General features: G+C 56.1%; 12 protein-coding genes and 1 tRNA gene. 12 read left to right on the top strand and 1 reads right to left on the bottom strand.

Annotation, left to right across the window (positions count from 1 at the left end):
- Window positions 1–39: 39 nt before the first annotated feature.
- The 5 genes from CEE69_RS29995 (at window position 40) to CEE69_RS29975 (ending at window position 6523) form a co-directional block, all read left to right on the top strand.
- Window positions 40–1515, top strand: coding sequence for an SMI1/KNR4 family protein (locus CEE69_RS29995; RefSeq protein ID WP_099264203.1), 1476 nt, complete (start codon window positions 40–42; stop codon window positions 1513–1515).
- 106 nt (window positions 1516–1621) lie between these two features.
- Window positions 1622–2368, top strand: a complete 747-nt coding sequence (cysC, locus tag CEE69_RS29990; RefSeq protein ID WP_233215794.1) for an adenylyl-sulfate kinase — start codon at window positions 1622–1624, stop codon at window positions 2366–2368.
- An 89-nt stretch (window positions 2369–2457) separates the two neighbouring features.
- Window positions 2458–4341: an ABC transporter permease gene (locus CEE69_RS29985; RefSeq protein ID WP_099264202.1), complete on the top strand. Its 1884-nt coding sequence runs from the start codon at window positions 2458–2460 to the stop codon at window positions 4339–4341.
- A gap of 23 nt (window positions 4342–4364) precedes the next feature.
- Window positions 4365–5585, top strand: coding sequence for a CNNM domain-containing protein (locus CEE69_RS29980; RefSeq protein ID WP_099264201.1), 1221 nt, complete (start codon window positions 4365–4367; stop codon window positions 5583–5585).
- Complete coding sequence (locus CEE69_RS29975) at window positions 5582–6523, top strand: CNNM domain-containing protein (RefSeq protein ID WP_099264200.1); 942 nt, start codon at window positions 5582–5584, stop codon at window positions 6521–6523. The genes CEE69_RS29980 and CEE69_RS29975 overlap by 4 nt, the downstream gene beginning before the upstream one ends.
- Before the next feature lie 77 nt (window positions 6524–6600).
- Here the strand turns inward: CEE69_RS29975 and CEE69_RS29970 are convergent.
- A tRNA-Ser gene (locus tag CEE69_RS29970) sits at window positions 6601–6687 on the bottom strand.
- Window positions 6688–7078: 391 nt separating this feature from the next.
- Here CEE69_RS29970 and CEE69_RS29965 point away from each other — a divergent pair.
- The 7 genes from CEE69_RS29965 to CEE69_RS29935 all read left to right on the top strand — a co-directional run bounded on the left by CEE69_RS29965 (window position 7079) and on the right by CEE69_RS29935 (window position 12732).
- Complete coding sequence (locus CEE69_RS29965) at window positions 7079–7984, top strand: tyrosine-type recombinase/integrase (protein WP_233215792.1); 906 nt, start codon at window positions 7079–7081, stop codon at window positions 7982–7984.
- On the top strand, window positions 7981–8859 hold the full coding sequence (locus CEE69_RS29960) for a hypothetical protein (protein WP_099264198.1): 879 nt from the start codon (window positions 7981–7983) through the stop codon (window positions 8857–8859). The genes CEE69_RS29965 and CEE69_RS29960 overlap by 4 nt, the downstream gene beginning before the upstream one ends.
- 86 nt (window positions 8860–8945) lie before the next feature.
- The gene (locus CEE69_RS29955; protein WP_099264197.1) at window positions 8946–9203 is read left to right on the top strand and encodes a helix-turn-helix domain-containing protein; all 258 of its coding nucleotides are present in this window, start codon (window positions 8946–8948) and stop codon (window positions 9201–9203) included.
- 125 nt (window positions 9204–9328) lie between these two features.
- Window positions 9329–9676, top strand: a complete 348-nt coding sequence (locus CEE69_RS29950; protein WP_143549376.1) for a hypothetical protein — start codon at window positions 9329–9331, stop codon at window positions 9674–9676.
- Window positions 9673–9981 carry a hypothetical protein gene (locus CEE69_RS29945; RefSeq protein ID WP_099264195.1) on the top strand — a complete coding sequence of 103 codons (309 nt, stop codon included), beginning with the start codon at window positions 9673–9675 and terminating at the stop codon, window positions 9979–9981. Before CEE69_RS29950 ends, CEE69_RS29945 begins: the two co-directional genes overlap by 4 nt.
- Complete coding sequence (locus tag CEE69_RS29940; RefSeq protein WP_099264194.1) at window positions 9978–12035, top strand: AAA family ATPase; 2058 nt, start codon at window positions 9978–9980, stop codon at window positions 12033–12035. The genes CEE69_RS29945 and CEE69_RS29940 overlap by 4 nt, the downstream gene beginning before the upstream one ends.
- 475 nt (window positions 12036–12510) lie before the next feature.
- Entirely contained in the window at window positions 12511–12732 is a 222-nt protein-coding gene (locus CEE69_RS29935; protein ID WP_099264193.1) for a hypothetical protein, read from the top strand.
- Window positions 12733–12861 lie beyond the last annotated feature (129 nt).

Genomic DNA, 12861 nt, shown 5'->3' with positions numbered 1-12861 from the left:
TGCTTTTCTCCTCTTTTCTGCTGTCGCACAACGCAATCTGTGTCTGATCCTCTGGATGATGCCGAGACACCTTCCGGCCCGAACGCTTCCGTTCAAACAGGTCGGGCGTTGGATGCTGCGCCGAAGTGGTCCGAGCAACTGCAGCAGCGGTTTGGGTTGAGCCTGCAGCCGGATTTGGTTTCATGGTTTGACCACGAAGTTTGGCGGACGCCCGGGAACGGTGAGTTCGTCGTTGCCGTTTCGCCGGAAACGCTGCTCAAGCCGATTCCGGATCCCGTTTGGCCACCATTGATGCCGCCCAACTTTCTACCGCTGGTCGGAAGCCACGCGGGCGATTGGTTGTGTTTGCGACTGGCGGATGGCGAGAACTCGGCGTCAGGCGTCACTTACGACTTGTGCCATTGGTACCACGGCGGCGGTGATTGGTTGCCATGGGGAAGTTCCTTGGCCGAGGCGTTGTTGTTTGATCAGATTTTGCCGTTCCTTCCCGCGAGCGATCAGCGTCATGCGATCCCCTCGCCGATGGACAGTGGTCGACCGACTCAGCCCGGAGCGAACGCTTGGCAAGATTGGATGACTCGTTGGTTGCCCGATTCCGTTCGGCTGATCGCGGAAGAACAGAGTTGGCGATTGGGTGGGACCGATTGGATCGACCGATTGGTCGATGCGGGCGTTTGCAACGTTGCGATTGCTTGCCAGTTGGTGATCGATGCTTTGAGCAACGAGCTGAACCGTCGTCTGATGCCGGCGGACGCGAACCGAATGGGCATCGCGTGGAACGACATCATGCGTTGGGGGTTCGACTTGCGATCGTTGCCCGCCGACATTGCGAATCGATTGCGAGACGAAGGTGTCGCACAGGCGGAGGCGATGGATCCCGCTCAGCAGGATTGGCAGCGGATCGAAGACCTGTGCGAACGAGCTCACGCCTTGGCCCCCGAGTTGGCTTGGGCAGCTGAGTTGTTGGGCTATTGCCGTCTGCAGAGAGGTGATTCTGTCGGAGCGACGGTCGCATTTCTGAAATCGATGCGATGCAGCGTGTTCACTGACCAAAGCGTGCGGCTGCGGACCCACTGGGCAACGTCCGGATCCGATGGAATGGCCAAGTTTGGTGCTTATTGGTTGTGCCGGGAAAACAATTCACAGCCGGAATCTTGGGATCACTTGCTCTGCGAAAACGGCGGGAACTTGCTCGCCGTTGCCAATGCGGTGCCCGCGTCGATCTCAATGGCGGAGTACCTGGATTGTTTACAAAATCGAGACGGTGGTTCGGTTCGAAGTCGTTTGACAACTTTCTTCTTGGACCGAGCTGGCCAATGTGCCGGAAACGGTGCCAATGCCGAAGCGGTTCGATGTCTTTACGCGGCTGGTTGGGACCTGGGAACGGAACCAATGACGCTGTACGCAGATCTACTCGGGCGATTGGTTGATGCGACTCAGGCCGCCGGGTGGACATCGCATGAGATTCTCGCTCGGATGCACCGAGATTGCTTCCGCAAGCGTTATGGCATTTGATTCGCCTGCCCTCGTTGATTGAGAGGATTGGCAATTAGGATGAGTGCTGCGAACGCAGATGCGGACGAATGATTTTTCACTCCAACAATCCTTTCCAAACAGATTCATGAGCCAGTCCAACTCAGACGACTCGTCCGCCGCAAATGACGCTCAAGCAGTCGGTGTTGGCCAAGACGATGTGCAAAAGAACATTGTTTGGCACACCCACACGGTTTCTCGCGAAGACCGCGAAACCAAATTGGGACAACGCGGCGTTGTGGTTTGGTTCACGGGATTGAGTGGGTGCGGCAAAAGCACGATCGCGAATGAGCTGGATCGCCTGCTAATTGATCGTGGTGCCACGTGCACGCTGCTCGACGGCGACAATGTGCGGCATGGTTTGTGTGCTCCACCGTCCGTTTTGCAAGAAGAGCACGGCGAAGAATTCGCGGGACGCTTTGGGCTGGGGTTTGGCCCGATCGATCGCGAAGAAAACATTCGACGGATTGGGGCTGTGACCGAGCTATTCGCGTCGGCCGGCGTGATCACCTTGGCTGCGTTTGTCAGTCCTTACCAACGAGATCGGGATCGTGTGAGAAAAACGATCGAGAGCAGCGGTCGGGCGGGCGATTTCCTGGAGGTGTTCGTCGACACGCCGCTGGAAATCTGCAAGCAGCGTGATCCGAAGGGGCTGTATCAAAAAGCGATCGCGGGCGAGATCAAAAATTTCACCGGAATCAGCGATCCTTACGATGTGCCGCCCTCGCCTGAGATTCACTTGAAGTGGCGAGAAGGCCAGACGCCTCATGACCAGGCCTCGGAAATCATTCGTGAAATGGAGAATCGAGGCGTTCTCGGACCCGCGAAGGGGTGAAAATACCAGCCGAATCGAACCATTCTCGTGGTCAATGCTTAACGACTTGATTCTCGATTGGGCGGTGATGCATTAGACTGCGACCGCACGTGAATCCTCTCGGCAATCTCTTTCGGCAATCGCCCCACGGTTTGATCCCAGTCATGCTCGGCCCCGTTTTTCAACGCGAAGCATCTGTCGTTCCCAAGCGACCGGCGACCTACGTCACTCGCGGTGTCTATCTGATGGCACTGTTCCTGCTGCTCTGCACGGGATATTTGGTGCTGGACGGTTCACGATCTTTGGCGGCAAACGCAGACGCGGCCAAATTTGGCGGGTGGATGTTTCGATTGCTCGCGCCGCTGCAGCTGGTGATTCTGTCGGCTCTTGCCGCGGTGGGAGCGGCCAGCAGTGTGGCTCAGGAGAAAGATCGCCGGACCCTGATTTTGATGCTGATGACGCGTCTTTCAGGCTTCGAAATCGTTGGCGGAAAAGCAGCAGCGACCCTTCTCTCGCCTTTTGCTTTGTGCGTCATTTCACTGCCTCTGTTTTTGACACTGCCCTTGCTCGGCGGAGTCGCCCCAGGCCAAGTCTTGGCGGTTTTCGCTGTCACGCTGGTCAGTGTGGTTGTGTCCGCGGCGGTCGGAACCGTGGTCGCTTTGTGGCGAGAGAAAACGTTCCAGTCGATCGCTTTGACGGTTTTGGTGCTGCTGCTGTTGGTGGCTGCGGGTGAGATCGCGGCTTCATTGAGCGGCGATGATTCCAAGTGGGCAATGGCGATCAGTGCTCCGCGAGCGTTGCTGGCAGCGACGAACGCAGACGCAGGATGGTCAGCGTTCCTGAGTGATGGCGGCGGATTGTTCGTGCTGGTTGGCAGCGTCTTGTCGGCGGTGATCTTAGGAATCGGAATCGCGAAAGTTCGTGTGTGGAATCCATCACGCGAAGTTCGCATGAAAGCTCCCGAAGCAGAAACAAGCGAAGAGTTCGCCAGCGAAGAATTTCAACGCGATCGCGACAAGGATCCTGAATCTTGGAAGGTCCGACAACCTCGACCGGTTTGGGACAATCCCATTCTTTGGCGAGAGATCCGAACGTGGGCTTATGGACGCAAAATCATTCTGATTCGAGCGGTTTTCGTCTTGATCTTCGCCATCATCGCCACCGCGATTTACGTGCAAGTGGAAAGTGGCGTGGCGATGGAACCAGCCGGACGCATCGGACGTGCATTGCCTGCGGTGACAATTCCCGTCGCCGTGTTAGGCGTGATCAGTTTGGTTTTGGTCAACGCTCTGGCGGTGAACGCTGTCACCGGTGAGCGAGATGGGCTGGCGCTGGATTTGTTGTTGGTCACGGACCTTCGTCCCAGCGAATTTGTGTTTGGCAAACTTTGGGGTGTCATGTACGCGGCAAAAGAGATGATCGTGTTGCCGATGTTGCTGACGATCTACTTGGGGCTGTCTGGCGTGATGACCATCGAGAACATGGTTTATGCGTTGTTGGGCGGGTTCGCTTTGATCGTGTTCGTTTCCATGTTGGGAATCCACTCGGGGCTGAACTATGTTTCGGGCCGAACGGCGACACTGGCGAGTCTCGGCACTGTGTTCTTCCTGTGTGTCGGCATCGCAATCTGCATGACGATCATGGTCAGCTTCCGCGGAGCCTTCCAGCTTCAGTTGGCACCGTTCTTGGTGATGATCCTGGGTGGTGGGCTGGCTCTATTCGCGGCTCTTGGATGGCGAAACCCATCGTCAGCGATCTTCGCCGCTTCGTTCGCGTTGCCGCTGATTACTTTTTACGCGATCACCCAGTTCCTGCTGCAGACCGATCACTTGTGGGTCGTGTTCAGCTTGCTGGTCGGTTACGGCTTCACAACGGCGGCGATGATGATTCCCGCACTCAGCGAGTTTGACGTGTCGCTCGAACCGGATCGCGGGAACGAGACAACGCGAACAACGGGCGACAGCCCGGAAGCGTTGCCGGGGACCACGAATTGAACGAGCTGTTGTCAAAGTGGCCGATGTTGGCCGCGATGCTCATTCTAATTGTGGCCAGCGGGCTGTTCAGTGGCAGTGAAGCGGCGTTGTTCTCATTGAAAGAACGCGACCGCAAACGGATTGGCCGCAACGGTGCATCGGGTCGTGTGGTAACTCAGTTGTTGGCAGAACCAGATCGATTGTTGGCGGCGATTCTGTTTTGGAATCTGCTGATCAACATGACTTATTTTACATTGGTCGCGATCGTCTCAGCGGATCTTTCGCGTCCCGGAATCTTCACGCTGATTTGTTTGCTCACGATCATTTTCTTCAGCGAGATGCTGCCGAAGAGTTTCGCGGTGATGACGCCGACGCGAATCGCGTTGTCGGTCGGCGTGCCGATGACAATCGCGGTGGGAATTGTCTCGCCAATCTTGCCATTCGTGAAATGGGCTAACGAAGCGGCCGGGCGATTGCTCTGGCCGACGTTCGAGCCCGAGCCCGAGATCGAATTGACGGACATCGAACGCGCGATCGAACTTGGCACCGACGACGCAACCTTGCTTCGGCGAGAGCGATTGGCGCTACGTTCATTGGTGATGATGGCGGAGATCCAAGCGGACGAAATGATGCGTCCTCGAAGCAAGCTGATGATCGTTTCGCCTCCACTGGAGACATCTTTGTTGGCGGAAGGATCGCCTCCCGGTGGCTATCTCATTGTGGCCGATCCTGAAGACAACTCGGGCCAAACCATCTTGGGTTCGATCGCCGTGCGATTATTGCGACCGCAGCAGATCGACGATTTGCCTTCGGCAGTGGAGCAAGTGTTGCATGTGCCTTGGTCGGCAAAGATCGCTCAGGTCTATGACCAGTTGGACGAACAAGACATCAGCATGGCGGTTGTCGTCAATGAGTTTGGCGAAGTGGTTGGTGCACTCACCGTCGATGATATTTTGCGAGGCGTTTTGGCGAGCACGGATCAATTGGACGCCGCAGAAGATCAAATCAAACGATTGGGTGGCAAGCACTACCGAATGCCAGGATCGACGAGTCTTCGGGCCCTCGCGAAAACGTTGGAGATTGACTTGCCCGAAGAACGCACCGCAACCGTGGGCGGGCACATCCAGCGTCACAACGAACGCGTTCCCCGCGCCGGGGACGTGGCTCCGCTGGCCGAGTTTGAATTGGTGGTGACGGAAGAGGACGAAGACGGAATCTGGATCGAAGCTTGGTTGGGCCCTGACACGGAGCGATCATCCACATGATGTTGGCCGTTGGAGTCTTTCTGATTGGATTGATGCTTTCCGCTTTCTTCAGCGGCAGTGAAACCGGTCTTTATCGTGTTTCGCGAACGCGTTTGGTGCTGGATGGACTGAGCGGTTCGTTCGCAGGTCGTGGATTGGTTTGGATGATCAACCATCCGGCGATCTTTGTTGCCACGACTTTGGTTGGAAACAACCTGGCGAACTATCTGACCAGTTTGGCGATCGTGATGTTTGTCGGCGCGTTGATCGGTGGCGGCGAAGCGATTGAATTGGCGGCCACGGTGATGATGACGCCGGTCGTGTTCGTGTTTGGGGAGTTGCTTCCGAAGCATCTGTTCTATCAAGCACCCTATCGATTGCTGCGAGGCACGCGGTGGTTGTTGATGATCGCGACGATCGTTTTCGCACCGATTTCGCTGCTGCTCAGCTTGCTGGGCAACGCACTTCAGAAGTTGACAGGTGAAACCCCTTTCCGTTTGCGATTGTCGATGGCGCGGGGTGATTTGGACCAAGTGCTGCAAGCGGGCCAGGACGCTGGGATTTTGGCCGTGGGTCAGCGTAACCTCGCGCAGAACGTCTTTGACGTTGGCAACGGACCGGCGGTGCAGTTTGGAGTTCGCCCCGAGCGTTTGGCGGTAGTGGATTCGCCGGTCGATTTGGAACTAGCACGTCGCCAGGCTCGCCGGCAGAATCACCCCCTGATTTTGGTGCGACGCAAGGGACGAATCATCGGATTCTATCGCTATGCCGATTTGGTTCACCAAGAGGAACTGCCGGCACCGCTGCCGATCGTCCGCGGTGCATTGACCGATCGGCATTTGGGCGTGCTCTTGCGTTTGTACGACGCTCACAGCGATGTAGCGGTGCTGTACGAACCCAGCGGCAAGATCGGCAGCGTGGTCACTCGCCGGCAATTGTTGCAGCCACTGCTCGGCTGATTCGCGGCCCAAGATGGCTCAAGCGATCTGCCGTAGAACTCCCCAGAAATCACTGGGGAACGCAGGCAAGAAAGAAGCGGATGGGGTGGGATTCGAACCCACGGTAAGGTCTCCCCTACGCTAGTTTTCAAGACTAGAGCCTTCGTCCACTCGGCCACCCATCCGTTCTGGTTTTCTTTATAGAGAAAACCGCGTTCTCAATCCGAATTGACGACTCGGCGAGAACGTTCTACCCTTTCGCGTACCCTTTTGAGGGTAAAGAAGGTGGTTTTGGCCGTTTGTGGCGACCAAAACCGCCCACCACCGTGAAGTTCAGTCCCAGGTGATGAGATGGCTAAGTCTACGCAAACACGCACGAAGCGCAAAGTCCCGTTGTCGATTCACAAGGCCAGCGGGCTTTGGTGCAAGGTACGAAAGGGTAGACGGTACTACTTCGAGCGAGTTGAGGACGATCCCGAGGGCGTCCGATCGCTAGATCAATGGCTTGAAGTTCTGGCCGGTCGAGAGCCCAAGCGAAGCGGTGCGTTCCTCGTGAAGGATGCGTGCAACGAGTGGATGGCTCACAAGCAATCCAAGCTTGATGATGGTGAAATCTCGCAGGACACCTGGAACGAGTATTTCAAGACATGCGAGATGACACTCGCAGCGATCGACAAGGGAACCGAGGTGGCGCGACTTAACCCGAGCGACTTCTCCCGGTTGAGATCGCAGCTCGCAAAACGCTTTGGTCCGGTCGCACTTGGCAAGCACATCGGCCAAGTGCGTTCGCTGTTCGGGTTCGCACTTGATGCCGGGCTGATTGATGTTCCGGTGAAGTTCGGTCCCGGCTTCGTGAAGCCGCCGGCAAAGCGACTTCGCAAGCAGCGTGCGGAGCGAGGCAAGCAGGACTTCGACGCCGATGAGATTCACCGCCTGTTAAAGACCGCCAACCGCAACTGGCGAGCGATGATCCTTTTGGGCACGCAAGCAGGGTTCGGAAATCGCGACGTTGCCGAATTAACCACCAAGGTCATCGACCTGGACGCCGGATGGATGGAATACCCCCGCGCCAAAACGGGGATTCAGCGACGTGTTCCATTGTGGCCGGAAACCGTGGAGGCGTTGCGGGAGGTCATCAAACATCACCCAGGTGGATCCGACACGATGTTTGTCGGTCATCGCGGGCGAGACTTCACCGACGAAAAGCGAACCGGCGGAAATCGGATCACGGGAGCGTTCAAGCCGGTGTTGAAAGCCGCCGGATTCCCCGAGACGGGCCGCGGTTTCTATTGCCTTCGCAGGACGTTCCAAACCCAGGCCGAGGAATGTGGCGACCTGGTGGCCGTGAAGGCGATCATGGGGCACTCGGCAAGCGAAAGCGACATGTCGGCAAGGTATCGCCAAGAGGTCAGCGACAAGCGTTTGAGGCGTGCTGTTGATACCGTCCGTGAGTGGTTGTATGCCGCGGAGGTGAAGCCATGAGTCTTTCCAGGGAAGAGATCTTCGAGACGTCCCAGCGAGCGGCGGCAGTGTTTTCTGGAATCAGTGCTATCCGTCGGGATTCGCAGATTGCATTGTGGTCGATCGAAAACGATGGCGACATCTTCGATGCCAAGGAATCGGCTGCTATGGGAGTCTCAAATTTTGCCTTTGCAATTGTGCTCTCTGACAGACTTCGCGACTCATTGACGCCGGAAGCATTGTTTTTCATTAGCGAGACAATCCAGCGCAGCGATCTTGAACGACCTGCTGTTATCCCCATCGAAAAATCCTGCTGTCTTGAAATGGCAATGCCAGCAGTGATGCAGGCATGGGTTGCGTTTCAATCTCTGTTGTCATCAGAGGGCGGTTTCGAGCTGGCATCAGATAGCTGGAAGGACCCGAGGGCGTTTGATGAGTTGGCCGAACAAATCAAACAGGCGGACGAGCAATCAGCTATCCACGTTCTTCAATTCCTAATTGAGTCCGTGGACGCAGTAGGTTACACGAGCCAAGATTTCGATTTGTTGCATGGCATGGCCAAGCGAGAAGGTGCGGTAGTGGCTGCAGCGATCGAGTCGCCCTATCCAGTCGGCTACCCGTGGGGCGATGTCGAGCTTGCTGAGGACAAATTCCTTTGGGATAACATTCAGAAGGGTGGAAACCGGATGGAAATCTTGTGGGAGAACCAGAAAAAATCCTCCATCAGTCCGAAGAGGATGAAACAGCGTGTGCTTAGATACGCTGTTTTCAATAAGTATGAAAATACACGCAATTTCGATGGCGAACGGCCTATTACTGCCGAGCAAAGGCAGAAGGAATTAGACGCGATCCGGCGCGTTGTCAGAAAAAAACATTCCACACCAAGTCCGGACTAGGTGGAAATCGTTCCGCTTCCAGTTTTAACACTCAAAAGCCGTTCCTAGCTTTGTTCTCGTGACTCACCAACTTCACGAGGACAAACATGCCGAAACGCTTTTACACTCCGCCGGAGTTCGCTGAACTTTTAGGCATCAGGTCAGATAAGGTTTTGACTTGGATTCATCGCGGCGAGTTGGTCGCGATCAACTGCGCATCCGATCCGAATGGAGAACGCCCACGTTGGCGTATCCCAGACGATGAGGCTGGCAAGTTTCTCTTGAGGCGACGGCACAAAGCCAGCAAACCCGACGCTCCTAGGCGGAAGCGACGATCCGCTACCGAGATCGTTTCGCACTTCTGATTCAAACGAATAACGCCCAATGGCTTGTGCGGCCAAAGGGCGTTTTCGGATTCTCAATTCATGCCGGAACGGGACAAAACGACCCGGCACATCAAAGCAACCAGTAGCCGACCAAGGTGGCCAACGTGTCAGACTATTATCATACCGAATCTAGCGAAGAAAACCTACCGCTTTTCAGTAGCGGACAAACCGCAAAGGAAACCAGGGCCGCGGCACATGAGGCAGCGAAGCCGAAACATTCCAAAAGGCTTGATCAAGCCGAAGCGATTCTATTTGATGCCGGCCCGCAAGGATGCATTCGCCACCGGCTTGGCGACTTGATGGGCATTCCATTGGCGAGCGTGTGCTCGATCGCACTGAAGCTACTGGACGCCGGGATTGCGTTCGAAGTTGGCAAGCGACCCAGCCCCCACGGGAAATCCGCCGCGGTTCTCGTGCATCGCGATCACCTTCATGGAGGTGCGTCCAAATGATCAAGCACCCCAAATGCATGTGCGGATTGTGTGGCGATCCAGACAACGCACCACGTCCTCACAATGCCGCATCGCATGGACCGCGGCCAACCGTCATTGAAGACGTGTTCGAGTTCATGCGTCACAACCATGAGTTCACACGCAAAGAGATCGACGCCGCTATCAAGAAGCGTTGGGCGATTGCCCATGATGGCGTGACAAACGCCATGAACCGGTTGAAGGCCAGAGGTTTGGCTGACTGGACTTATAACAAGTCGAGCAAGACCTATAAAGTTTTGGTTTTGGCTGGGGAGGTGGTTCAGTGAGCGTAGCAAGCGAAAGCGATGTGCGAAAACGAGCAACCGCGGCTAGAACGCTGTTCCTCACTCAGCCAAACCGGCCGCCGCGGTCTGGCGTGAACCCTGACGGCATCCCAGACGAAATTAAGGCTCTGACGCGTTGGGTGTGCTGGAAGTGGGAGCAAAACAAAAAACGCACCAAGTGGACCAAGAAGCCCGTTCAAGTGGATGGCTCGCCGGCGAGTTCAACAGACCCTAAGACGTGGGCCACGTTCACTGACACGCTGGAATGCTATGAAAGTAATGAAGACATTGCTGGCATCGGCTTTGTGTTGGGCGATGAGTATTGCGGGGTGGACCTAGATAGTTGTTATGACCCCGCCGAAGACGAAGCTGGCGAGATCATCACCGATGTGGTTAATCACATCGGAAGCTATACCGAGATCAGCCCGACGCAAACGGGCGTAAAAATACTGGCCAAGGGCTATCTGCCCAATGGGCGACGCTCGAGCCCGTCAGACGCCAAATGGGATGTTGAGTGTTATGACCAAGGGCGATTCTTCACCATCACCGGGCAACGATGGAGGGACACCACCAAGCACGTCAACGGAGCCGCCAGGGAACTTCAATGGTTTCACGCTAAGTATGTCGAGGAACCGCGGCCAACAAAGGCACCGGGCAACCTGGCCGGGTTCACGCCAGATTGCAAGCCATCGCAGGAGCCCGACGACATAGCGAAAGCCCGTGAAGCAATCCGCAACATCCCAGCGGACTATGCGGATTGCTATGAAGATTGGATTCGGGTGGGTATGGGTGCGAAGTCGTTGGGCGGCGACGTCCTGCTAAACGATTGGATCCAATGGTCCTCGCAATCGTCAAAGTTTGAAGGGCAAGATGACTGCGAAGCCAAATGGAGATCGTTCGGGGATTCACCATCTATAAGAATCGGGACGTTGGTGGACTATGCCAAGAAGGGCGGATGGTCACCTAGCTGGAAGTCGAGTTGCACATCGTGGTCGGGCGGCAACAAGGTTATGACCAAACTTGCGAAAGCTGACGAGGAAGCCAGCAAGGCTATCGAGCCGATCAGCATTGGCGGGTTGATCGATGGATACCCGACTTTGCGAGAGCCAATCATCGAAGGGTTGCTTCGAAAGGGCGAGACAGCAAACTTTATCGCCGCGGCCAAGGTTGGGAAATCGTTTTTGGCTGGCGGTCTGGCTTGGTCCATTGCGTCGGGAACCCCTTGGCTCGGGCACCAGGTTGCCGAAGGACGCGTTGCGATCATCGACAACGAGCTTCACAAGCAAACGCTTGCGAATCGCCTGTATCGCATCGCCACGGACATGATGATTGACTACCGGGAATACGCCGACGCTATCGACGTGTTTTCGATTCGCGGGGTTGGCGTTGACATCCACAACATCGGCCGAGTGCTGGCCAACATTGAGCCAGGCAAGTATCAGCTTGTGATTCTTGACGCTCTTTACCGGACACTGCCGGAGGGGACGAGCGAGAACGATAACGCCGCGATGATGGCTATCTACAACCGGCTGGACCACTACGCGACACAGTGGGACTGTTCGATTGTCGTTGTCCACCACGCATCCAAGGGCGATCAGTCTGGCAAGGCGATTACCGATGTGGGGGCTGGTGCTGGATCGATCAGCCGCGCCGCTGACACCCACCTGACGGTTCGTCCGCACGAGGATCCCGAGTTGTCCGTGTTGGAATGTGTGACGCGTTCGTTCCTTTCACCATCGCCCAAGTCGGTCAAGTTTGATTGGCCGCTTTGGAGCGAGGTTGCAGCGGACCCGGTGCTCAAAGCCCAGAAGCCACGCTCAGAGGCTCAGCAGGAAGCAAAGGACGCAGAGAGTGAGAAAGCGGTCCGAGGCGTTCTGGATGCTGCTGACGACTGGCTGGCAGCGTCCGCGATTCGTCGCAAGGTTGGTTTCGGGCAGACTCGCGTTGACCGGGCACTGGTCCGACTGGCCGACGAAATCGAGTGCCAAGCGATCGAGAACCCTCGCAACCGAAGGGAGGAGATCGATGTCTATCGCATCCGCAAACAAGCCTCTTAGTCAATGGTACGCGCAATGGTACGGCCAATGGTACGCGTACCATCGACGCAAACCATTCACGGCGATCGATGGTACGCACACGCCCTATTACATAGGGGCGTGCGTACCATCGACGAACCGTCGTGAATCCGATGGTACGGACCATTTCTGCAACGCTTAGAAGCCCCTGACCAAGACCACCCAACGCCGGAGACCCAAGACATGAAGTCCAAGAAGCCAAAGCCCCGCTATGTGTTCGTCACAAAGCCAACTTGCCCATCATGCGGTGAGGCGAAAGTTACGTCTGCCCAGGGGGCCAAGCCAGTTGGTGACGGAGCCTACCAGAGACAGAGCAAGTGCAAAGCTTGCGGCTACTGTTTCCTGGTCGTCATCGAACCATCAAGAGATTATGCCTGATTACAAAAACTGTAATGGCCTTTTCATGTTGCGGTACTATCCGATCGTGACATCAAGACACCAACCATAAGGCCATCACATGCAAGACATCGATCTGACATCGGTCGGCCGGATTGCCGGCCAGTTTCAAACGCCCGTCACCAAGTTGATGAGCATCATCGAACAACTGAACATCGTCCCACAGCAACGACTCAATGGCGTTGGGTACTACCACCCCAACGACGTTGAACGTATCGCCGCCGTATTGCAGGAACGCAGTGGGCACACCATCCCAACCATGGACCGCCAAGGGATCCAGTGAGCATGGCAAGCCAGAACGAGCCGATTCACGCTCGAACAACCAACAGCGACATCGCGACTCGTTTCGGGCTGCGACTGGCAACGGTTGACAGCGTGGCCAGCAAGTTGGGGATCCAGCCCAACGGGGTTA

The organism is Rhodopirellula bahusiensis (genome assembly GCF_002727185.1).
Lineage (GTDB): Bacteria > Planctomycetota > Planctomycetia > Pirellulales > Pirellulaceae > Rhodopirellula > Rhodopirellula bahusiensis.
The sequence above is the reverse complement of the archived record's forward strand: the minus strand, read 5'-3'. Positions and strand labels throughout refer to the sequence as shown.

What these genes read in the sequence shown, in the direction of transcription:
- CEE69_RS29955 (WP_099264197.1), top strand. Translation starts at nt 8,946, where the DNA reads ATGCCGAAACGCTTTTACACTCCGCCGGAGTTCGCTGAACTTTTAGGC.
- CEE69_RS29945 (WP_099264195.1), top strand. Translation starts at nt 9,673, where the DNA reads ATGATCAAGCACCCCAAATGCATGTGCGGATTGTGTGGCGATCCAGAC.
- CEE69_RS29965 (WP_233215792.1), top strand. Translation starts at nt 7,079, where the DNA reads ATGGCTCACAAGCAATCCAAGCTTGATGATGGTGAAATCTCGCAGGAC.
- CEE69_RS29980 (WP_099264201.1), top strand. Translation starts at nt 4,365, where the DNA reads ATGTTGGCCGCGATGCTCATTCTAATTGTGGCCAGCGGGCTGTTCAGT.
- CEE69_RS29975 (WP_099264200.1), top strand. Translation starts at nt 5,582, where the DNA reads ATGATGTTGGCCGTTGGAGTCTTTCTGATTGGATTGATGCTTTCCGCT.
- CEE69_RS29960 (WP_099264198.1), top strand. Translation starts at nt 7,981, where the DNA reads ATGAGTCTTTCCAGGGAAGAGATCTTCGAGACGTCCCAGCGAGCGGCG.
- CEE69_RS29935 (WP_099264193.1), top strand. Translation starts at nt 12,511, where the DNA reads ATGCAAGACATCGATCTGACATCGGTCGGCCGGATTGCCGGCCAGTTT.
- cysC (WP_233215794.1), top strand. Translation starts at nt 1,622, where the DNA reads ATGAGCCAGTCCAACTCAGACGACTCGTCCGCCGCAAATGACGCTCAA.